The 22,704-nt window shown below is 37.7% G+C and carries 23 protein-coding genes; all 23 read right to left on the bottom strand.

Annotated features, from left to right (window positions below):
* Positions 1-2 precede the first annotated feature (2 nt).
* A complete protein-coding gene (hslV, locus tag MHH45_RS24690) occupies positions 3-545 on the bottom strand; it encodes an ATP-dependent protease proteolytic subunit HslV (protein ID WP_003199482.1) in 543 nt (180 codons plus the stop codon).
* Positions 546-587: 42 nt separating this feature from the next.
* The gene (gene xerC / locus MHH45_RS24685) at positions 588-1,487 is read right to left on the bottom strand and encodes a tyrosine recombinase XerC (protein ID WP_088093638.1); all 900 of its coding nucleotides are present in this window, start codon (positions 1,485-1,487) and stop codon (positions 588-590) included.
* A 65-nt stretch (positions 1,488-1,552) separates the two neighbouring features.
* A complete protein-coding gene (gene trmFO, locus MHH45_RS24680; protein ID WP_016115961.1) occupies positions 1,553-2,857 on the bottom strand; it encodes an FADH(2)-oxidizing methylenetetrahydrofolate--tRNA-(uracil(54)-C(5))-methyltransferase TrmFO in 1,305 nt (434 codons plus the stop codon).
* A 51-nt stretch (positions 2,858-2,908) separates the two neighbouring features.
* A complete protein-coding gene (gene topA / locus MHH45_RS24675) occupies positions 2,909-4,987 on the bottom strand; it encodes a type I DNA topoisomerase (RefSeq protein WP_016115962.1) in 2,079 nt (692 codons plus the stop codon).
* A 144-nt stretch (positions 4,988-5,131) separates the two neighbouring features.
* A complete protein-coding gene (gene dprA, locus MHH45_RS24670; protein WP_016115963.1) occupies positions 5,132-6,001 on the bottom strand; it encodes a DNA-processing protein DprA in 870 nt (289 codons plus the stop codon).
* 89 nt (positions 6,002-6,090) lie between these two features.
* Complete coding sequence (sucD, locus tag MHH45_RS24665; protein ID WP_016115964.1) at positions 6,091-6,993, bottom strand: succinate--CoA ligase subunit alpha; 903 nt, start codon at positions 6,991-6,993, stop codon at positions 6,091-6,093.
* 19 nt (positions 6,994-7,012) lie between these two features.
* The gene (sucC, locus tag MHH45_RS24660) at positions 7,013-8,173 is read right to left on the bottom strand and encodes an ADP-forming succinate--CoA ligase subunit beta (RefSeq protein WP_016115965.1); all 1,161 of its coding nucleotides are present in this window, start codon (positions 8,171-8,173) and stop codon (positions 7,013-7,015) included.
* Between the two features lie 193 nt (positions 8,174-8,366).
* Complete coding sequence (locus MHH45_RS24655; RefSeq protein ID WP_016115966.1) at positions 8,367-9,140, bottom strand: ribonuclease HII; 774 nt, start codon at positions 9,138-9,140, stop codon at positions 8,367-8,369.
* 56 nt (positions 9,141-9,196) lie between these two features.
* Positions 9,197-10,069: a ribosome biogenesis GTPase YlqF gene (gene ylqF / locus MHH45_RS24650; RefSeq protein WP_016115967.1), complete on the bottom strand. Its 873-nt coding sequence runs from the start codon at positions 10,067-10,069 to the stop codon at positions 9,197-9,199.
* A 21-nt stretch (positions 10,070-10,090) separates the two neighbouring features.
* Positions 10,091-10,642 carry a signal peptidase I gene (gene lepB, locus MHH45_RS24645; protein WP_016115968.1) on the bottom strand — a complete coding sequence of 184 codons (552 nt, stop codon included), beginning with the start codon at positions 10,640-10,642 and terminating at the stop codon, positions 10,091-10,093.
* A 101-nt stretch (positions 10,643-10,743) separates the two neighbouring features.
* Complete coding sequence (gene rplS, locus MHH45_RS24640; protein WP_001186516.1) at positions 10,744-11,088, bottom strand: 50S ribosomal protein L19; 345 nt, start codon at positions 11,086-11,088, stop codon at positions 10,744-10,746.
* A gap of 146 nt (positions 11,089-11,234) precedes the next feature.
* On the bottom strand, positions 11,235-11,969 hold the full coding sequence (gene trmD, locus MHH45_RS24635) for a tRNA (guanosine(37)-N1)-methyltransferase TrmD (RefSeq protein WP_016115969.1): 735 nt from the start codon (positions 11,967-11,969) through the stop codon (positions 11,235-11,237).
* On the bottom strand, positions 11,969-12,484 hold the full coding sequence (rimM, locus tag MHH45_RS24630; RefSeq protein ID WP_033671426.1) for a ribosome maturation factor RimM: 516 nt from the start codon (positions 12,482-12,484) through the stop codon (positions 11,969-11,971). Before rimM ends, trmD begins: the two co-directional genes overlap by 1 nt.
* A gap of 119 nt (positions 12,485-12,603) precedes the next feature.
* Positions 12,604-12,831, bottom strand: coding sequence for a KH domain-containing protein (locus tag MHH45_RS24625; protein ID WP_016115971.1), 228 nt, complete (start codon positions 12,829-12,831; stop codon positions 12,604-12,606).
* 14 nt (positions 12,832-12,845) lie between these two features.
* Positions 12,846-13,118, bottom strand: coding sequence for a 30S ribosomal protein S16 (gene rpsP, locus MHH45_RS24620; RefSeq protein ID WP_000268750.1), 273 nt, complete (start codon positions 13,116-13,118; stop codon positions 12,846-12,848).
* A 101-nt stretch (positions 13,119-13,219) separates the two neighbouring features.
* Complete coding sequence (gene ffh / locus MHH45_RS24615; RefSeq protein ID WP_003199457.1) at positions 13,220-14,569, bottom strand: signal recognition particle protein; 1,350 nt, start codon at positions 14,567-14,569, stop codon at positions 13,220-13,222.
* 12 nt (positions 14,570-14,581) lie between these two features.
* Positions 14,582-14,914 (bottom strand): putative DNA-binding protein, encoded by a 333-nt coding sequence (locus MHH45_RS24610; protein ID WP_000891062.1) that lies wholly within the window; start codon positions 14,912-14,914, stop codon positions 14,582-14,584.
* Positions 14,915-15,193: 279 nt separating this feature from the next.
* Positions 15,194-16,183, bottom strand: a complete 990-nt coding sequence (ftsY, locus tag MHH45_RS24605) for a signal recognition particle-docking protein FtsY (RefSeq protein ID WP_016115972.1) — start codon at positions 16,181-16,183, stop codon at positions 15,194-15,196.
* A gap of 14 nt (positions 16,184-16,197) precedes the next feature.
* On the bottom strand, positions 16,198-19,767 hold the full coding sequence (smc, locus tag MHH45_RS24600; RefSeq protein WP_016115973.1) for a chromosome segregation protein SMC: 3,570 nt from the start codon (positions 19,765-19,767) through the stop codon (positions 16,198-16,200).
* Between the two features lie 148 nt (positions 19,768-19,915).
* Positions 19,916-20,653, bottom strand: a complete 738-nt coding sequence (rncS, locus tag MHH45_RS24595) for a ribonuclease III (protein ID WP_003199450.1) — start codon at positions 20,651-20,653, stop codon at positions 19,916-19,918.
* Between the two features lie 59 nt (positions 20,654-20,712).
* Positions 20,713-20,946 carry an acyl carrier protein gene (gene acpP, locus MHH45_RS24590; protein ID WP_000786062.1) on the bottom strand — a complete coding sequence of 78 codons (234 nt, stop codon included), beginning with the start codon at positions 20,944-20,946 and terminating at the stop codon, positions 20,713-20,715.
* Between the two features lie 71 nt (positions 20,947-21,017).
* Positions 21,018-21,758 (bottom strand): 3-oxoacyl-[acyl-carrier-protein] reductase, encoded by a 741-nt coding sequence (fabG, locus tag MHH45_RS24585; RefSeq protein WP_016115974.1) that lies wholly within the window; start codon positions 21,756-21,758, stop codon positions 21,018-21,020.
* The gene (gene fabD, locus MHH45_RS24580) at positions 21,752-22,702 is read right to left on the bottom strand and encodes an ACP S-malonyltransferase (RefSeq protein ID WP_016115975.1); all 951 of its coding nucleotides are present in this window, start codon (positions 22,700-22,702) and stop codon (positions 21,752-21,754) included. The genes fabG and fabD overlap by 7 nt, the downstream gene beginning before the upstream one ends.
* Positions 22,703-22,704: the final 2 nt, after the last annotated feature.

The following is a 22,704-nucleotide window of genomic DNA, read 5'->3' as shown; positions in this document are numbered from 1 at the left end:
TTCTACAATTCTTCCACAATAATATTGTGATTTGTATACACACAAATGTCACCAGCAATTTCTAAACTTGCTTTCGCAATTGCTTTTGCTGTTAAATGTTCACTCGCATGTTGCTTTAAAGCGCGGCCAGCTGCAAGCGCATAATGTCCACCTGAACCGATTGCTAAAATGCCATCATCCGGTTCAATTACTTCTCCTGTTCCTGAAACAAGAAGTAACGTTGTTTGATCCATAACGATTAACATCGCTTCCAATTGACGCAGCATTTTATCGCCACGCCATTGTTTCGCCATTTCAACTGCAGCACGTTGTAAATTTCCATTATACTCTTCTAATTTCCCCTCAAACATTTCAAAAAGAGTAAACGCATCCGCAACGGAACCTGCAAATCCAGCTAACACCTTCCCTTGAAATAGCTTTCGAACTTTGCGTGCTGTGTGCTTCATCACAACAGCATTACCAAATGTCACTTGTCCGTCGCCGGCCATAGCACACTCGCCATTATGGTGAATGGCAAATATCGTTGTAGCGTGGAAATTTCCCATAGAAAAAACTCCTTTATATGTTTTTATAGCTTTAAAAGCAATTTATGCCCGCGGGTGATGCTTCATGTAAACAGAACGCAATCTTTCTTTTGAAACATGCGTATAAATTTGTGTCGTTGATAGATTTTCATGACCCAATAACTCCTGCACAGTTCGTAAATCTGCACCTTCATCTAACATATGTGTAGCAAATGTATGCCTTAACATATGCGGACTTATTCGCATTGTAAGAGAAGCTTTCTTAATGAGCTCATTTAAAATATAACGAACACCGCGATCCGTTAACGGCTTACCCTTTGCATTTAAAAACACCATTTGAGAGTGTTCCTCTGTTTTTTTAGCTAACTGTTTTCTACCGTTTTCTATATAGGTAATTAAAGCATCTTGTGCATAACTTCCAAATGGAACGTACCTTTGTTTTTTGCCTTTTCCCGTCACTAGAATTGTCCCTACCGAGAAATCAATATCAGTAAGTTGTAAACTTACACATTCACTCACACGGATCCCCGTTGCATACATAAGCTCTAATAAAGCTTGATCCCTTTGACCAAGTGGTGTTTTTACATCAGAAACTTCAAACAATTTCTCCAATTCTTCAACATACAAAAACTTTGGGATTGACAGTTCTTTTTTGGGGAGTGACGCAAATGCAAACGGATTATCTTCTCGATATCCTTCACGCATCAGAAAACGATATAAACTTCGTAAGCTCGATACTTTTCTTGCGACAGATTTACGGGCTAGCTTTTCATCGTGTAATGTTGTTAAGTACAAACGAACATCTACGTATGTAACGTCTAAAAAAGAGGATATGCCTTCTCGCTCCATAAATTGCACAAAATGTTCTAAATCATTTTGATAACTTGCAATTGTATATTTTGAATAATTTCTTTCAATTTGTAAATATCCAACGAATAATTGTAACAATTTCTTCACATTCACATAACTCACCTCAATAAAGGCTACTAAATCGTATCACAACTCAGTAGCCTTTGCAAGAAATTTAACTAAATATTTACAAAATTTCGAATTGTCTCTAAAGCGCGTGTTGCGTATGCTTCATTTCGCTCTTGTTTCTTTTTAATTTTCTTTTCTAATGGCGCAAATAAACCAAAGTTTGCGTTCATCGGTTGGAAGTTTTTCGCATTAGTTGCAGTAATATAATTCGCCATACTGCCCATTGCTGTTACAGGAGGTAATACAACAGGCTCTTCTCCCTTTACAAGACGAGCTGCATTAATACCCGCTAACAGCCCTGAAGCAGCCGATTCTACATATCCTTCTACACCTGTCATTTGTCCAGCAAAGAATAAATCATCACGATGTTTATATTGGTATGTTGGACGAAGTAATTTTGGTGAATTAATAAACGTATTACGATGCATTACACCATAGCGTACAATTTCTGCATTTTCAAGTCCAGGAATCAATTGTAATACTTCTTTTTGAGGTCCCCACTTTAAATGTGTTTGGAACCCAACAATATTGTATAACGTTCCTGCTGCATCATCTTGACGTAATTGAACAACAGCATATGGCGTTTTACCTGTTTTCGGATCTTCCAGCCCCACTGGTTTCATCGGTCCAAATAACAATGTCTGTCTACCACGGCTTGCCATTACTTCTACAGGCATACACCCTTCAAAGAATACTTCTTTCTCAAATTCTTTTAATGGCACTGTCTCTGCAGCAATTAAAGCATCATAAAAACGATCGAACTCTTCTTCTGTCATTGGGCAGTTTAAATAAGCCGCTTCTCCCTTATCGTAACGAGATTTTAAATATACTTTGTTCATATCAATGCTTTCTTTTTCCACAATTGGTGCAGCTGCATCATAGAAATAAAAATAATCTTCACCCGTTAACTCTTTTAACTGTGCAGAAAGTTCTGGAGATGTGAGTGGACCTGTCGCGATAACAGTTGGTCCTTCTGGAATTTCTGTCATTTCTTCGTTCATCACAGTTACGTTTGGATGATTTTTCACATACTCCGTTACTTTTGCTGCAAATTCATGCCGATCAACCGCTAATGCTCCTCCTGCTGGCACAGAACACTCATCTGCCGCACGGATAATAACAGAGTCCATTTTGCGCATTTCTTCTTTAATGACCCCAACAGCATTTGTTAATGTATTTGCACGAAGTGAGTTACTGCATACTAACTCAGCAAATTTATCTGTGTGATGAGCCGGCGTTTGTCTTACTGGTCTCATTTCATATAATTTTACTTGAACACCACGTTTTGCAATTTGATAAGCTGCTTCACTTCCTGCAAGACCTGCGCCAATGACGTTTACTACTTGTGTTGTCATGTATTTATCACCTTTCCTTTTCTATCCCGAAAAAAATGTGAGCAGTTACGCTCACATTTGTTGTTCTTCTTCATAATCACAAGAAATACATTGTACTTGAACGCCTTTTTTCAGCTTCTTCTCTACGAGCATACCTTCACATTTCGGGCATTTCCGGCCAATCGGTTTATCCCAAGATACGAAATCGCATTCTGGATATGTGCCACATCCATAGAAAAGACGTTTCTTTTTATTACTTCGGCGTTCAATAATTTGTCCTTTATCACATTTCGGACAAGTTACACCGATTTCTTTCACAATCGGTTTTGTATTGCGACAATCAGGGAAATTAGAACAAGCCATAAACTTCCCGTATTTGCCCATTTTAAAGACCATTGGGTGACCGCATAATTCACAATCTTCCCCAGCAGGTTCATCTTTAATTTCGACCTCACGCATCTCCTTTTCCGCTTTTTCTAAGCGGGGTTCAAAGCCTACGTAGAAATCATCAACAATTTTCACCCAATTTGCTTTCCCCTCTTCTACTTCATCAAGGTTTTGCTCCATATTGGCCGTAAATTCAATGTTAATAATTTCCGGGAAAAACTCTAAAATAAGTTCAATTACAATTTCTCCAAGTTCAGTCGGAACAAAGCGTTTATTGTCTAATGCAACATATCCTCGCTTCTGAATCGTTTCAAGTGTCGGTACGTAAGTAGACGGTCTCCCGATTCCAAGCTCTTCAAGCATCCTAACTAAACGGGCCTCTGTATAACGTGGTGGCGGCTGCGTAAAGTGCTGCTTTGGATCCATATCTTTTGAAAATACGGTTTCTCCTATTTCTAAAGGAGGCAACATTTTATCTTTTTCTTCCGCACCATCATCTTTCGATTCTACGTAAACTTTCATAAACCCTGAAAATTTCACTACTGAGCCACTTGCACGGAATTGAACGTTATTATTAATGAGTCTAGCTGTAACAGTATCCATTACAGCGGATGCCATTTGACTTGCAACAAATCGCTCCCAAATCAATTTGTACAAACGATGTTGATCACGACTTAAGAAACTTTTTAGTTCCTCTGGCTTTCTCATTACCGAAGTTGGACGAATTGCTTCATGCGCATCTTGTGCATTCGCTTTTTTCGTTTCCTTCTTCTTCTCTGTCCCTATGTATTCTGAACCAAACGCCTCAGTAATATAAGAGCGAGCTTCCTCTTGAGCAGTTTCCGATATACGCGTTGAGTCTGTTCTCATATACGTAATAAGACCTACGGTTCCCTGTTTACCAATATCTATCCCTTCGTATAGCTGCTGCGCAAGCATCATTGTTTTCTTTGCTCGCATATTTAATTTACGTGCAGCTTCTTGTTGTAAAGAAGACGTTGTAAATGGTAATGCAGGATTACGTTTTCGCTCTTTTTTCGTTACATTTTCAACTGAAAACGCATTGTCTTTCATTGTTTCAATTATGTCTTTTACTTGCGCTTCATTTGTTAATTGAACCTTTTCTCCATTCACACCATAAAAAGATGCTTCAAATGTGTCTTTTCCTTTTACAAATTCTGTTTTAATTGTCCAGAACTCTTCCGGAATAAAACTTTGAATTTCTTTTTCACGATCAATAATTAAGCGAACCGCTACAGATTGTACACGTCCTGCACTTAATCCCTTTTTGACTTTCTTCCATAATAAAGGACTAATATTATAACCAACAAGGCGATCAAGTATCCGTCTTGCTTGCTGTGCATCTACTAAATCCATATTAATTGCACGAGGATGCTTAAATGACTCTTTAATCGCATCTTTTGTAATTTCATTAAATACAACCCGGCAATCTGATTCAACATCCACATTTAGCGTATTCGCTAAATGCCAAGCGATCGCTTCTCCTTCGCGGTCTGGATCGGCCGCGAGATAGACTTTTTTTGCTTTTTTTGCTGCTGATTTTAAATCTTTTAAAACAGGACCTTTACCACGGATGGTAATATACTTCGGGGTGAAATTATTTTTTACTTCTATCCCCATTTGACTTTTAGGCAAATCGCGAACATGTCCCATAGACGCGACGACTTTGTATTTTTTCCCTAAATATTTCTCAATGGTTTTCGCCTTAGAAGGCGACTCCACGATTACGAGGTAATCTGACATGCTAGTGCCTCCTTAAGAGGTGGATTCAAGTCTTCATTAATCTTATTGATTTCTCTTGTTTTTGTCAATCAAGAATGAGTATAACATACAGTGCCACTCTACCATTTGTCAATAATTGTTTAATAAAAACATAAAAATATACGATTAATTTAAAAATTCCTCGAGAATATCCTCTGCTTTTTGAACAAGTTTCGCCCCTTGCTTTATAAGTTGATTTGTTCCTGCTGCACTTTCTGTAAAAATAGGACCTGGAAAAGCAAATACCTCCCTATTTTGTTCTAAAGCGAGATCTGCAGTAATAAGCGAGCCACTTTTCGATTTCGCTTCCACTACTAGAACTCCTTTACAAAGACCACTGATAATTCGATTTCGCTTTGGAAAATACCATTTTCTAGGCGCGTAATGTGGCGGATATTCTGTTAATAACAGTACAGTATTCTTCCATATTTTATAAAAGTAGCAATTCTCTTTTGGATACATATACTGTAATCCATGCCCTAAGACAGCAATAGTAGAGCTATGTTGTTGCACTGCGATTTGATGAGCAATGGTATCAATTCCATTTGCAAAACCACTTACAATTAGCCATTCTTTGTCTATTAGCGGTTGTAAAATAGATTGTATGCTTTCTTTCCCGTATAAAGAAGGTTTTCTTGTTCCAACTACTGCAAATTTATTTATTTCTCCTAATAATTCTCTCTTTCCCTTTCCATATAAAATGAAAGGCGGATCTGATATTTCACGTAATAATTCTGGATAATCATCATCCCATATTGTGACATAAAAAATATGCTTTTCTTCTAAATGACGTATACATTGTGCTGGGGTAGATGTTTGTAAGAAGCTAACTAATTCAGCAGATTTTTTCGGAGTCAGCCCAGCATACTTTTCAAATTCCACTGAACTAAATTTATACAGTTTCTTTATCTCTGGGTCTATATGTAATAAGCGAGTTAACGCTTTCCAATGATCCGCTAACACATAATGAAGATGGAGCAATCGTTCCCTTTTCATGATCATTCTCCTTACCCATAATTTTTATTATGTAAACAGGAAAAAGTGTAAAAAGACACCCTCTAACACGAAGGTGTCTTTCAAAAAGATTAATAGTTTTTACAAGTTTCAAATAATCCTTTTTCTTTTAAAACAGCGATTAAAGTTTCGCCCATAACAGCTGGTGTTTCAGCAACTTTAATACCACAAGCTTCCATTGTTTTGATTTTTTCAGCAGCTGTACCTTTACCGCCAGAAATAATCGCACCAGCATGGCCCATACGTTTTCCTGCAGGCGCTGTTTGACCACCGATAAATCCAACAACAGGTTTTGTCATATTTGCTTTTACCCACTCAGCAGCTTCTTCTTCTGCTGTTCCGCCGATTTCACCAATCATAATAACAGCATGTGTTTCTTCGTCTTCATTAAACGCTTTTAACGCATCAATAAAGTCTGTACCATTGACAGGGTCGCCACCGATACCTACAGCAGTAGATTGACCAATGCCTTCTTGTGTTAATTGATGTACAGCTTCGTATGTTAATGTACCAGATCGAGATACAATACCGACATGACCTTTTTTATGAATATATCCTGGCATAATACCAATCTTACATTCATCTGGTGTAATAACACCTGGGCAGTTTGGTCCAAGTAAACGCGTCTGTTTACCTGCCATATACTTCTTAACTTTAACCATATCTAATACAGGGATTCCTTCTGTAATACATACTACTAAATCAATCTCTGCATCAACTGCTTCCATAATTGCATCAGCCGCAAAAGCGGGTGGAACGTACACAACTGAAGCATTTGCGCGCGTTGCTTTTACAGCATCTTCTACCGTATCAAAGACAGGTACACCTTCAATTTCAGTGCCACCTTTACCAGGTGTTACACCACCGACAATTTTCGTACCATATTCAATCATTTGTTTTGTATGGAATAAACCTTGTGAACCAGTAATACCTTGTACAATAACTTTTGTATCTTTATTAACTAATACGCTCATTTTTCTCCCCCGCTTTCTATTAGCCCACTAGTGAAACAATTTTTTGTGCACCGTCTGCCATAGATTCTGCTGCAACAATATTTAAACCAGATTCATTTAAAATTTTCTTACCTAGCTCAACATTTGTACCTTCAAGACGAACAACAAGTGGTAATTCAAGGCCTACTTGTTTTGTCGCTTCAATAACACCTTCTGCAATAACATCACATTTCATAATGCCACCAAAAATGTTAACGAAAATACCTTTTACATTTTTGTCAGAAAGAATAATTTTGAAAGCTTCTGTAACTTTTTCAGCTGTAGCACCGCCACCAACATCTAAGAAGTTAGCTGGATCGCCATGGTAATGTTTAATGATATCCATTGTTGCCATTGCTAATCCTGCACCATTTACCATACAACCAATATTTCCATCTAAAGGAATATAGTTTAAGTCGTATTTAGAAGCTTCAATTTCTTTCGGATCTTCTTCTTCAAGATCACGAAGTTCTAGAATGTCTTTATGACGATATAATGCATTAGAATCAAAATTTAATTTTGCATCTAATGCCATAACTTTTCCATCACCTGTTGTAACAAGTGGGTTGATTTCTGCAATAGAGCAATCTTTTTCGATATAAGCACGATATAAGCCCATCATAAACTTCACAGCTTGTCCTACAAGCTCTTTTGGAATATTGATGTTAAATGCGATTCGGCGCGCTTGGAAACCTTGCAAGCCTACTGCTGGATCGATATATTCTTTAAAGATTTTTTCTGGTGTTTTTTCTGCTACTTCTTCAATTTCTGTTCCGCCTTCTTCAGACGCCATTAAAACAACTTGAGAAGTCGCACGGTCTAAAACTAGACCTACATAATATTCTTTTTTAATATCGCATCCTTCTTCGATAAGTAAGCGTTTTACTTCTTTACCTTCAGGACCCGTTTGATGCGTAACAAGCGTAGTACCTAAAATACTTTCCGCATATGTACGAACTTCTTCTAAATTTTTCGCAACTTTTACTCCGCCAGCTTTGCCGCGTCCACCAGCGTGAATTTGTGCTTTCACTACACATACATCTGTTCCTAATTCTTTCGCTGCTTCTACAGCTTCTTCTACTGTAAATGCAACCTTCCCGTTCGGAACGCTAACCCCATAGCTTCTAAGGACTGCTTTACCTTGGTACTCATGGATATTCATGGTCCCATCCTCCCCTGTTTTCCTGTTTTACTCAAAAAGTTTTTTAATGTTTAAAAAACACTACATTGCCATTGTATAAAATGATTGGCACGCTGTCTACAATAAAGTGTCAGAAAACTGAAATCGCTTTATTCTTTTTTGAAAATAGTAATGTTTATATACCAAAATAAAAAAATAAGCTGTGAGTCACAGCTTATTTTTGAATCATATCCTTAATCGGTGCAAATGTTTTTCTATGCTCTTCTAATACTCCGTACATTTCAATCGCTTGTAAATGTTGTTTCGTTCCATAGCCCATATGTTGCTCAAATCCATATGCTGGATATTCTTTCCCAAGTTCTTTCATCATGCGATCTCTCGTTACTTTCGCAATAATAGACGCAGCTGCAATAGAAATACTTTTTGCATCACCTTTAATAATAGATGTTTGCGGAATTGGTGTAGGAAGCTTCATTGCATCAATTAATAAATATTCTGGTGTACATGCTAAATTCGCAATTGCATCTAACATTGCTCGTTTCGTCGCTTGATAAATATTTATTTCATCAATAACTTGCGGAGATACAATTCCAACCCCAATCGCGATTGCCTGTTCTTTAATTTCATCATAAAAACGCTCACGTTTCGCTTCACTGAGTTTTTTAGAGTCATTTAACCCTGGGATATAGAAATCTCCCGGAAGGACGACAGCAGCCGTAACAACGGGCCCAGCTAGCGGTCCTCTCCCCACTTCATCAATTCCAGCAATATATGAGAGCCCTTTTTCACGTAATGCTTTTTCATATTTTGACATCTCTAAAAACTTTTCTTTTTCCTTTTGCGCTAACTCTTTTTGTTTATACCATTTTAAAATGAGCTTTTGAACGCCTTTCCGCTCATCCTTCAATAACACTTGAAATCTTTCATCTTCTTCATTCTTAATTTCTTGTAATACACATTCTGCCTCTTGAATTGTGATTTTTTGCATCAATGTACACTCCCTTTTAAAAATAACCAAAAAGAAAAGACGCACAAACGCACGTCTTATACTTCTTCTACTTCCTCTGCAAATTCTTCCGGTGTTTCAAATGTCATTTTTCCAAGTTTACCACCGCGAAGCTCGCGAAGAATAAGCTCAGATGTTTTATCATAATCAATCATTCCGCCGCCCATTAGGCAACCTCTATTTCTTCCAATCACATCAAAGAATTCTACAATGTCTTCTGGAATTTCACTTAATTTATAACGTTCTTGTATACGTTCTGGATAATGCTTTTCCATAAAACGAAGTGCATATACTGCTACATCTTGTAAATTTAAAATAGAATCTTTAATTGCACCCGTTGTCGCAAGGCGAAGTCCAACTAATTCATCTTCAAATTTAGGCCATAAAATACCTGGTGTATCCAGTAGTTCCATTTCCTTACCAACCTTAATCCATTGTTGGGCTGTTGTAACACCTGGACGATCACCTGTTTTTGCAATATTTTTCTTTGCTAATTTATTAATCAATGTAGATTTACCGACATTGGGAATACCTACAATTAAAGCGCGAATTGCTCTTGGACGAATGCCTTTTGCAACCATTTTGTCAAATTTTTCTTTTACAAGCACTTTACATGCAGCTGCAATTTCTTTCATACCTTGTCCAGCCTGCGCATTAATTGAAATTGCTTTATGCCCTTTTTCCTCAAAATAGGCGATCCATTGCTTTGTTAGTCGATCATCTGCCATATCCGCTTTATTTAAAACAACAAGCCTCGGCTTATGTGTAATAATTTCATCAATCATCGGGTTTCGAGAAGATAAAGGTAATCGAGCATCTACAAGTTCAATTACAACATCAATTAACTTTAATTTCTCTGTTACTTGGCGCCTAGCTTTTGCCATATGCCCTGGGAACCATTGAATTACCATGTTGCCACCTTCTTTTTTCGTTTATTTCACAATACGTGCGTCTTTTAATGGCCAATATAACATATTCGCTTCTCCAATTACTTGGTCCATCGAAATCGTTCCAATAGTACGACTATCTTTACTAAAACGACGATTGTCACCTAGTACAAATAATTGACCTTTTGGAACTGTTTTCTTACCTGTAATTTCTTCAAGCTTGAAATCATATGTAAGTGGTCCATCAGCAAGTTGTTTTTTCTGCTTGTCTAAATACGGTTCCTCATAAGGTTTTCCGTTAATATAGAGTTTATCATTACGATACTCAATTTCATCGCCTGGCAAGCCGATAACACGTTTAATATAATCTTTTTCTTCTGTTGCTTGGAATACGATTATGTCAAAACGTTTCGGTTCACCAATGTGATAACCAATTTTATTAACAATCATTCGATCACGATCATGTAGCGTCGGCGACATTGATACACCATCCACAAGGATTGGAGCAAAGAAAAATTGTCTAATAACACCCGCTAACACAATAGCAATCAAAATTGCTTTTATCCATTCCCAAAGTGAACTCTTCTCTTTCTTCATGTATTTCCCCTCCACAGTTATGTAAGCTGTTCGTATTATATCAAAATTTCATATAGATTGGAAAAAGGGAGCTTGTGCATTTACAAGCTCCCATACATGTCTTATCGAATTTCTTTAATACGCGCTTTTTTACCGCGAAGGTTACGTAAGTAGTATAACTTAGCACGACGTACTTTACCACGGCGAAGTACTTCGATTTTCGCGATTCTTGGCGTGTGAACTGGGAATGTACGCTCAACACCTACACCGTAAGAAATCTTACGCACTGTGAATGTTTCACTGATTCCGCCACCACGACGTTTAATTACAACACCTTCAAAAAGCTGAATTCTCTCACGAGTACCCTCAACTACTTTTACGTGTACACGTAAAGTGTCACCAGGACGGAATGAAGGTAGGTCAGTTTTTAATTGGCCTTTTGTAATTTCTGCGATTAATTGTTGCATATTCAATTCTCTCCTTTAAACGGATGCTCTTATAAAGTCTTAATAAATTACAGCGGAACATCGTTAATACGGCTACTGATTTCAGTAACACAAATGTTATAATATCATATTGCTAGGCCTGTTGCAATAGAAAATATATGAAGTTCTTATTGCTCTTTTTTAATTTGTTCAATCCATTTTTCTTCTTGCTTTGATAATTGACGTTCTTCAAGTAAATCTGGTCGACGTGTATACGTACGGCGCAGGGATTCTTTATGACGCCATTCATCAATATTTTTATGATTCCCTGACGTAAGTACATCCGGTACCTTCATGCCACGGAAATCAGCTGGACGTGTATAGTGCGGATGCTCTAACAAACCAGTACTAAAAGAATCTTCCACCTGAGAAGTGTGATTTCCAAGTACTCCTGGCAAAAGACGTACAACACTATCGGTAACAACCATAGAGGCTAATTCTCCGCCCGTTAATACGTAATCACCAATAGAAATCTCATCTGTTACAAGATGTTCACGAATTCGTTCATCATATCCTTCATAATGACCACATACAAAAATAACATGCTCTTCTCCAGCAAGCTCTTCTGCCTTTTTCTGCGTGAAACGCTCTCCTTGTGGACACATTAAGACAACCCTTGGTTTACGGTCAGTTTCCTTCGTTAACTCTTCCACCGCATCAAAGATAGGCTGCGGGGTTAATACCATCCCCGCGCCCCCACCGTACGGATAATCATCTACACTGTTATGCTTACTTGTTGTATAATCACGAAAATTTACAACCCTAAGCTCCACTGCCTCTTTTTCTTGCGCTTTTTTTAAAATCGAAGATCCAAAAACACCGGTGAACATCTCTGGAAATAATGTTAAAATATCGATTTTCATTATAGCAATCCTTCCATTACATGAATGGTTACTAATTTATTTTCAATATTAACTTGAAGTACAACATCATCAATGTAAGGAATTAAAAGATCTTGACCTTTCGGGCGTTTGATCACCCAAACATCATTCGCACCAGGAGATAGAATCTCTTTTATCGTACCTAAATCCTCTCCATCTTCTGTTACAACTTTACAGCCAATAATTTCATGGTAATAGTACTCACCTTCAGCAAGTTCACCTAACTGCTCTTCTGGTACTTTGATTGAAGAACCTTTTAGCTTCTCTACTTCATCTACATTGTTATACCCTTCAAACGTTAATAAATCAAATGTTTTGTGTTGACGATGAGAAGCGACCTTTACCGAAAGTGGTTCCGTCCCTTTATCATGCCATATGTATAATGTATTCCCTACTTTATATCGTTCTTCAGGAAAATCGGTACGAGAAATAACTCGAATTTCCCCTCTAACACCATGAGTATTTACAATTTTACCTACGTTAAACCATTTTGTCATAAACAGCATGTCACCCCTGTTTTCTATATAAGTTAAGCATTTCCATTCCATATATGGAACATGCAATTTCTTTAAAAATGTTAAAAAAGGGAGAGGAAAAATCCTCGCCCTTTTAACGTTTATTGAATTTCCAGTGTGACTTTCTCATCATTGTGATGTCCCACTGAATACAAGAGCATCCGAATTGCTTTCGCAACTCGCCCCTGCTTTCCAATGACTTTTCCAACATCCTCAGGATGCACAGTCAATCGATACTTTATCTCTCCGTTGCAAAGTTCCTGTGAAACTTTTACATCTTCAGGATGATCTACAAGAGGTTTGACAATTGTTTCGATTAACTTTTTCATTGTCATTGCCTCAATTACTTACCTTGTTTAGATAAGTGGAATTTCTCCATGATACCTTGGTTAGAGAAAAGATTGCGAACTGTATCAGATGGTTTCGCACCATTTCCTAACCATTTTAATGCTGCTTCTTCGTTGATTTTCACTTCAGCTGGTTGAGCAACCGGATTGTAAGTACCGATTTCCTCAATGAAACGTCCGTCACGAGGAGAACGAGAATCTGCAACAACTACACGATAGAAAGGAGTTTTTTTAGCTCCCATACGTTTTAAACGAATTTTAACTGCCATTTATAAAGCACCTCCGAATTTATTTCACACAGATAATTATATTAGCAAAAAGACTATTGCTTTGTAAAGTATTTTTTCTTAACAGAGCCATCTTTTTTTCCTTACATAAATGGAAACTTCAATCCACCTAGTCCTTTTTTCTTACCTTTTTGCATGCCTGTCATCGTCTTCATCATTTTTTTCATATCTTCAAACTGCTTCAGTAGACGATTAATTTCTTGTACTGTTGTACCACTACCTTTGGCAATGCGTTTTTTACGACTAGCATTGATAATTTCCGGATGTTCTCGCTCTACTTTTGTCATAGAACGAATAATTGCCTCAATATGCCCAATTTGTTTTTCATCAACTTGTGCATTTTTCAGCCCTTTAATTTTATTTGCACCAGGAAGCATTCCTAGCAATTCATCAAGTGGTCCAAGTTGACGCACTTGTCCAAGTTGCTCTAGGAAATCGTCTAGCGTAAACGAAAGCGTACGCATTTTTTGCTCAAGTTCTTTTGCTTTTTCCTCATCAACTGTAGCTTGCGCTTTTTCAATTAATGTTAAAACGTCACCCATCCCTAAAATACGGGATGCCATGCGTTCTGGATGGAACGCTTCAATCGCATCTAGCTTTTCACCCATACCAGCAAATTTAATTGGTGTGTTTGTTACTGCTTTAATAGATAGTGCCGCACCACCGCGCGTATCACCGTCTAATTTCGTTAAAACAACACCTGTTAAACCTAACTGTTCATGGAAACTTTGTGCAACATTTACCGCATCTTGTCCTGTCATCGCATCGACAACAAGGAAGATTTCATCCGGTTTCGCAACTTCTTTCACTTTCGCTAATTCATCCATTAGTTCTTCATCAATATGCAGGCGACCCGCTGTATCGATTAAAACATAATCATGATGATCTTCTTTTGCTTTCGCAATCGCTTGTTTCGCAATTTCAACAGGACTTACTTGATCTCCTAATGAGAAAACAGGCATGTCCAATTGCTTCCCTAATGTTTCAAGCTGTTTAATCGCTGCAGGACGGTAAATATCCGCTGCAACAAGCATCGGTTTACGATTATGCTTTTTACGAAGCAAATTCGCAAGTTTACCTGTTGTCGTTGTTTTACCTGCCCCTTGCAGACCAACCATCATAATAACAGTTGGCGGCTTATTAGCGACAGCAATTTTACTTTGCTCTCCGCCCATAAGTTCTGTAAGTTCTTCCTGTACAACTTTAATTACTTGTTGGCCAGGTGTCAAACTCTTCATTACATCTTGTCCGACAGCACGCTCAGACACACGCTTTACAAAATCTTTTACTACTTTAAAGTTAACATCCGCTTCTAAAAGAGCAAGACGAACTTCTCTCATCATTTCTTTTACATCGGCTTCAGAAACTTTTCCTTTGCCGCGGATTTTTTGCATCGTCTGTTGAAGTCGGTCGGCTAATCCTTCAAATGCCATATTGCCGCCCTCCTAATCTAATTTTTCGATAGCTTCAACAACTTGTTTCATTTCTTCATTCACATGCTCTTCTTCGCTGATTAGCTGTTTTAGCTTTGCAACAAGTCGCTGTCGCTCTTGAAACTTTTGAAGTAATACTAATTTCTCTTCATATTCTTCAAGCATCGCTTCAGTCCGTTTAATGTTATCATACACGGCTTGGCGACTTACATCAAATTCTTCCGCAATTTCACCAAGAGATAAATCATCTAAATAATAAAGCGACATATAACTTCTTTGTTTTTGCGTTAACAACGATTGATAAAAATCAAATAAATAATTCATTCTCGTTGTTTTTTCGAGCATGTTGGATCATCCTTTGTTAAGTGATTTCCCTTTACATGAATTAGTTTACATGGAGTATAAAAGAGTGTCAAGTTTTTTTCTTAACATGATATATTTTTTATAAAAAAGAAGCGAAAAAACCGCTTCTTTCACTTCCCCTGTTATTTGCGGGCAGTAAGACCTCCACCTTAAGATTCAAAGAGAAGCGAAGAAGATAGGTGGAGGATAACCACCCATAAATACCCGATTGGTGAGGGCTAACCATCCATAGAAAATGCCTCCACGGATGGAAGTTTCACTTTATACTTCTTCTTTTTCTACTAAGTTTGCAAATAAACCATACACATATTGTTCTGGATCAAATTGCTGTAAGTCGTCCATTTGTTCTCCAAGTCCAACAAATTTCACTGGTACGTCCATCTCATTACGAATCGCTAATACGATACCACCTTTAGCAGTCCCGTCTAATTTCGTTAGAACAATACCTGTAACATTCGTTGCTTCGCGGAATGTTTTCGCTTGACTTAAACCATTTTGACCTGTCGTTGCATCAATAACAAGCAATACTTCATGAGGAGCACCTGGAACTTCGCGTTCAATGACACGTTTCACCTTTTCTAACTCCTTCATTAAATTCACTTTATTTTGCAAGCGACCTGCTGTATCACATAGCAAGACATCTACTTTACGCGCTTTTGCAGCTTGAACAGCATCATACATAACCGCTGCCGGGTCAGAACCAGATCCTTGTTTAATAACTTCCACACCAACTCGGTCGCCCCATACTTCTAGCTGTTCGATTGCCCCTGCACGGAACGTATCCCCTGCTGCTAATAAGACAGACTTACCTTCGGATTTAAACTTATGAGCCATTTTGCCAATTGTTGTCGTTTTCCCAACACCATTAACACCCACAAATAAAATAACCGTTAATTGATCTTGTTGTATATTAAGTTCATTACTGAAGTCTTCTTCACCTTTGTAAATCCCTACTAGTTTTTCCGAAATAACAGCTTGCACTTCTCTCGGATCTTGAATATTGCGGCGTTGTACTTCTTCCTTCAACTGATCGATAAGTTCCATTACTGTTGCAACACCAACATCTGCACCAATTAAAATTTCCTCTAATTCCTCAAAGAAATCCTCATCGACTTTACGATAGCGATACACTAAATCATTTACTTTATCCGCAAATGAATTTCTCGTTTTTTCTAACCCTTGCTTAAACTTCTCTGTTACAGTATCTGTTTGTTTCGAAATCTTTTCTTTTAATTTTTTAAAGAAGCTCATTCTTCTCATCCTTCCTATTTGCTTGCAACAAGCTCTTCTCCGTCATCTAAACGAACGGAAACAAGCTTAGAAACACCTGATTCTTGCATTGTTACCCCGTACAGTACATCTGATTCTTCCATCGTACCTTTTCGATGTGTAATAACAATAAACTGCGTTTCATCACTAAACTTTTTCAAATACTGCGCAAAACGAGCTACATTCGCTTCATCAAGCGCCGCTTCAACCTCATCTAGTACACAGAACGGAACAGGTCTTACTTTTAAAATACCAAATAGCAGTGCAATTGCAGTTAAAGCACGCTCCCCGCCTGAAAGTAAACCTAAATTTTGCAGTTTCTTACCCGGTGGCTGCGCAACAATATCAATGCCTGTATTTAATAAATCTTGCGGATTTGTCATCACTAAGTCTGCTCTTCCTCCGCCAAATAGTTCACAAAAGACAGTCTGGAATTCTGTACGAATTGCCTGGAATGTAGTAGAGAAGCGTTTTTTCATCTCTTCATCCATTTCCATAATAACTTGATGCAATGTCGCTTTCGCTTCTTCTAAGTCATCTCGCTGCTCTAACAAGAACGTATGTCGTTCCGCTACGCGTTCATACTCTTCAATTGCCCCTAAGTTTACTGTTCCGAGCTCCTCGATTGATAGTTTGATTAATTTCACCTTTTTACGCGCATCTTCTGCAGGTATTATCATTGTATACTTCAGTTTTGCTGCTTCAAATGAAATCGTATACGTTTCGCGTAAATGTTGCAATCTATTTTCTAATTCAACATCAAGGCGATTGATTTTCACTTCTTGATCTTTTAAAACCTCGAGAACATATTTATGTCGTCCTTTCGTATCTTTCACTTCACGCTCTATATGTTCTACCCGTTCTTGAAGGCTCAGGCGTTGCTCACGACGGGAACTAATTAATTCCGATGTTTGATTTCGATCATGTGCTTTCTTTTCAATCATATTCGTAATTTGCTCTTCACCGCTTGAATTCGATGTCATTTCTTGCTTTAAAAATGTTAAATCTTCTTTTGTTTTTACAAGCGTTCGCTGCGTTTCCTCTTGTTCTTTCGTCAAACGATCTACTTTCTCTTTTTGATTAGACAAACGTTGCTGCTTTTCTGCTGCTTGTACTTTCAGCTCCGTCATCTCCGCCTGAACTTTTTCTTTCGAAGAATGCTGGTCACTTTTTTGCTTCGTTAAAGCAACAATTTTTTCATCAAGCTCTGTGATATCTTTTTGAAGCTCTATTAAAATTCTATCCAGCTCTTGTTTTCGCCCTTGCATTCTCACTTGATCTTGTAAAAATCCTTCTATTTCCAAATCATAAATAGATAAACGATCATTAATGCGATGCTCTTCTAGCTCAAGCTGATTAATTTCTTCTTTTAATTTTTGTTCATCTACACGCTCTTGTTCTGCATCGTGACGTAATTCTTTTATCTTAACTTCTTTTTCTTGAATTTCTTGTTTTAACGCTCTAACAAAATTTTCTAACTTAGAAGTTTTTTCTTCCATTTCAGTAAGCTTCTTGCTCCACTCTTCTAATTCACGTTGTCGCCCTAATAGAGAAGATTTCGCTTGTTTTACAGCCCCACCAGTCATAGAACCGCCAGGATTTACAACATCTCCTTCAATCGTTACAATACGGTAGCGATATTGTAATTGCTTCGCTAACTCATTCGCACCTCTTAAATCTTTTGCAACGACGACCGTTCCTAATAAATTTGAAACTATGTTTTCATATTTATTATTGTACTGCACGAGTTCTGCTGCCACACCTATAAACGCTGGATGTTGCTTTATCATACGTAACTGTTCAAATGATAACGACCTTCCCTTAATAACTGCCTGTGGTAAAAACGTCGCACGTCCATGGCGATTTTGTTTCAAAAAGGCAATTGCCTCGCGAGCATGCTCTTCTGTTTGTACAACAACGTGTTGCATTGCTGCACCAAGTGCAATCTCCATAGCAACTTCATATTCCTTCGGTACAGTAAGTAGTTCAGCGACCGCACCTTCAATGCCATGTAGTTTACTTTCACGGGCTTTTAATACTTCACGTACACCTTGATAAAATCCAGAATAGTCTTCTTGCATCTCTTCCAGCATTTCTTTTCGAGAGCGAGCTTGTTGAACAAATTGATATGCTTGATACAATTTTGTTTCATTTTCACTATATTGCACCTTGCATTTTCCAAGCGCCGCTTCTGTTTTTTGTATATTGGTAATAACGCTTGTCACTTTCTCTTTTACTTCTTCATAACTCTCTACAAATTTTTCCTTTTTAGCTGTAATTTGCATACGCATTTGTACATACTTTTCATTTTCTTCATCAAGGCGTTGATTTTTAGAATTTTGTTGTTTGAATTGTTCCTCAAGCATAGATAATTCATTACGATTACTTGCTTGTTGATTTAAAAGTTCAATATAATCTCCTTTTAAATGCTCAATTTGCTCTTCTAGGTTTTCTGCATATGTAGAAAGAAGTTTCTCATTTTCGTGTAGCTTTTGTTCTAATTCTTTTACCTGATTTGCAAATTTCATTAGTTCTTCTGTACTGGTTTCGATTTCCCCATCATAAATCTTGGCTTTTTCTGTTAACTCAATAATTAACTGTTCAAGCTGTGCGCAGTGCGTTGTTGCATTTTGCTTTCGTTCCTTTAACAATTCACGCTGCCCTTCTAATTTTTCTAACTCTTTACTAGAAAGAAGGAGAACTTCTTGCAAGGAATCTACAGATTCATCAATCGCTTGCAATTGTCCGCGTAATTCTTCGAGCTCTGCTTCATTTTTTTGTAAATGCGTTGACATTTTTACTTCTTCATCTTTATTGTGTCCAAACTGCTTTCTAATCGCTTCCCATTTTTCATGTAATTCTTCAATTTCATATACAATGAGAGCTGCTTCTACTTTTTCTAGTTCTTCTTTTTTCTCAAGATAGTCTTTCGCAATAGAAGCTTGTCTTTCAAGCGGCTCTACTTGAGTGCTTAATTCGTGAATAATATCTTGCACACGATTTAAGTTTTCTTGTGTTTCTGCTAATTTTCCTTCAGCTTTCTTTTTGCGAAGCTTATATTTTAATACGCCTGCTGCTTCTTCAAATACACCACGACGCTCTTCAGATTTACTGCTTAAAATTTCTTCTACTTTTCCTTGGCTAATAATTGAGAAAGCTTCTCGTCCCATGCCAGAATCCATAAATAAATCAACAATATCTTTTAATCGACAAGATTGTTTGTTAATAAAAAAGTCACTATCTCCTGAGCGAGAAACGCGACGCGTAACACTCACTTCATTATACTCAATAGGTAAACGCTGATCTTCATTATTTAAGGTTAATGTTACCTCTGCAACATTAACTGCTCTTCGCGTATCACTTCCCGCAAAAATAATATCCTCCATTTTTGCACCGCGTAATGATTTTGCAGATTGTTCACCAAGTACCCAGCGAATCGCGTCAGTAATATTACTCTTTCCGCTTCCATTAGGACCAACTACAGAGGTTACACCTGGAACAAAGTCAACAGATACACGCTCCGCAAAGGATTTAAATCCTACTATTTCTAATCTCTTTAAAAACACGAAAGGCCTTCCCCCTATTCTCCGTTTTTATAGTCTCTGTCTATAAAAACAAACTACTGTACGGATTCATTTTTATCTTTTCATATCCAGATAAAAATAAAGTTTCATTCTATGCATAAGGAATCCCCCTCATGTAAAGGGGGATTCCTTATGATTGTTCTTTTAACTTTTTCAACGCCTCTGAAGCAGCTTGTTGCTCTGCTTCTTTTTTCGACTTACCGCTACCAAGACCTAGAGCCACGCCATTTAATGTAACACGTGACACAAACTCTCGATTGTGAGCAGGTCCCTTTTCTTGCAAAATTTGATACTCAATATTACCGCTACCATCACGCTGAATTAATTCTTGTAGTTGACTCTTATAATCCATCACATGAGAAAAAGCACCTTCATTAATTTTTGGATATACAATTTCTTTTAAGAATTCCCAAACTGTCTCCAACCCTTGATCAAGATAAAGGGCACCAATAAACGCTTCAAAGACATCCGCTAATAAAGCTGGTCGTTCACGTCCACCTGTCATTTCTTCACCTTTTCCTAGTAAAACAAGGTTACCAAATGACAATTCATTCGCAAAGCGGACAAGAGATGGTTCACATACAACAGCTGCACGCAACTTTGTTAGCTCTCCTTCGCTCATTGTCGGATATTTTTGAAACAAATACTGTGATACAGTTAGTTCTAATACAGCGTCTCCAAGAAATTCTAGACGTTCATTGTCTTCATGTGGCTTTTTTCGATGCTCATTCACATACGATGAATGCGTAAATGCTTGAATCAATAATTTTTCGTCTGTAAACGTAATACCTATTTTTTGTTGAAACATTTTAAAAGCTTCACGATATTTTGTTTCATATTTTTTTTCTCTATATTTTCGGTACGGCATAGGTCCCTCCAGATATAAGCCGAGAAAGCCCCGCTATAAAACGGGACTTCACTCAAACATTATAGATGACTCTCTATGTAAGTCACAGCATCGCCAACAGTAGCAATTTTTTCTGCATCTTCATCAGAAATTTCCATTTCAAACTCATCTTCCAATTGCATTACAAGTTCAACTACATCTAGGGAGTCTGCACCTAAATCTTCTTTAAAGCTTGCAGCTGGTACTACTTCTGTTTCTTCTACTCCTAAACGATCCACGATAATTTTCGTTACACGCTCTAAAACATCTGCCATAATTCATTCACCTCCCCTCAAATATTATATTAAATATTTCACAAAAAAACTAGGTGAAATCGTTTCTTTTATTACATTACCATACCACCATCAACATGTAATGTTTGTCCTGTAATATATTTGCTGTGATCAGCAGCAAAAAATGTTACAGCATTCGCAATATCTTGCGCTTCTCCAAACTTAGCAGCAGGGATTAATTTTAACATTTCCTCTTTTACGTTTTCGCCTAATACATCTGTCATATCAGTAGCAATAAATCCTGGAGCAATTGCATTTACTGTTATATTTCGGCTAGCCAATTCTTTTGCGGAAGTCTTTGTCAATCCGATTACCCCAGCTTTTGCTGCAACGTAATTTGCTTGACCAGGATTCCCTGTAACACCGACAACAGAAGCAATATTAATAATACGGCCATGACGCTGACGCATCATGTAGCGAGATACTGCTTTCGTACATAAGAATACACCTTTTAAGTTTGTATCAATAACTGTATCCCATTCTTCTTCTTTCATACGCATTAATAAATTATCTCTTGTTACCCCTGCATTATTCACAAGAATATCAACTCGTCCAAATGTATCCACAGTGTGTTTTACCAGGTTTGTAACTTCTTCAACATTAGCAACGTCTGCTCTCACTGCGATTGCTTCTGATCCAAGTTTTTTTATTTCATCAACTACTTCATTTGCTTTTTGCTCATTACCAGCATAGTTTACTACAACTGTTGCCCCTTGCTTCGCTAAATCAATTGCAATTGCGCGGCCAATTCCACGTGATGCACCTGTTACTAATGCAACTTTCCCTTTTAACATCCGCTTTCTCCTCTCAAACTTGAAATGGTATCTTTCAATGTCTCTTCATCATATATCGCATATACCTTTGCAGATGGAGCAATTGATTTCATAAGACCAGCAAGAACTTTCCCAGGACCAATTTCAATAAATGTATCTACACCTTGTTCTACCATCTGTTCAATAGATGGGTACCATAAAACAGGTGAATAGAGCTGTTCAATTAGCTTTTCTTGAATATCTTCACTGCGATTAACGCAATTGGCCGTAACGTTTGCAACAACTGGAATGTTTGCATCTTGAATTGTAATTTCATTTAAAACATTTTGAAACTTCTCAGCTGCTGGTTTCATTAATGAAGAATGAAACGGACCGCTCACACGAAGCGGAATTGCTCGTTTCGCACCATTTTCTTTCACTTTTTGAGAAGCGAGTTCTACTCCTCGTTTCGTTCCAGAGATAACGATTTGCTTCGTACTATTCATATTAGCAATTTGCACAGCATGCCCTTCACTCGTTACTTCTTCTGTAACTTGTTTCAGAACATCTGGATTTGCCCCTAAAATAGCGGCCATGGCACCTTCTCCGCTCGGCACAGCTTCTTCCATATATTCACCACGTTTTCTCACAGCGTAAACAGCATCTTCAAATGTTAATGCTCCCGCTGCAACAAGCGCGCTATACTCACCTAAGCTATGGCCAGCAACATAATCAGGCGTAATATCATATTGTTTCAAAGCTGTTAAGATTGCAATACTTGTCGTCAATAGTGCTGGTTGCGCATTTGTCGTTAATGTTAGCTTCTCCTGAGGTCCTTCAAAAATTAATGATGAAAGAGACTCCTGTAAAACTTCATCCGCTTTTTGAAATATTTTTGCAACCTCTTTATTATTCCCTGCTAATTGCTGTCCCATTCCAACCGCCTGTGAACCTTGGCCCGGAAAAAGAAATGCTAGTTTTCCCATTT

Source organism: Bacillus sp. FSL K6-0042 (assembly GCF_038006685.1).
Taxonomy (GTDB): Bacteria; Bacillota; Bacilli; order Bacillales; family Bacillaceae_G; genus Bacillus_A; species Bacillus_A pseudomycoides.
Note: the sequence above shows the minus strand (reverse complement) of the source record. Positions and strands in the feature narration are given on the sequence as shown.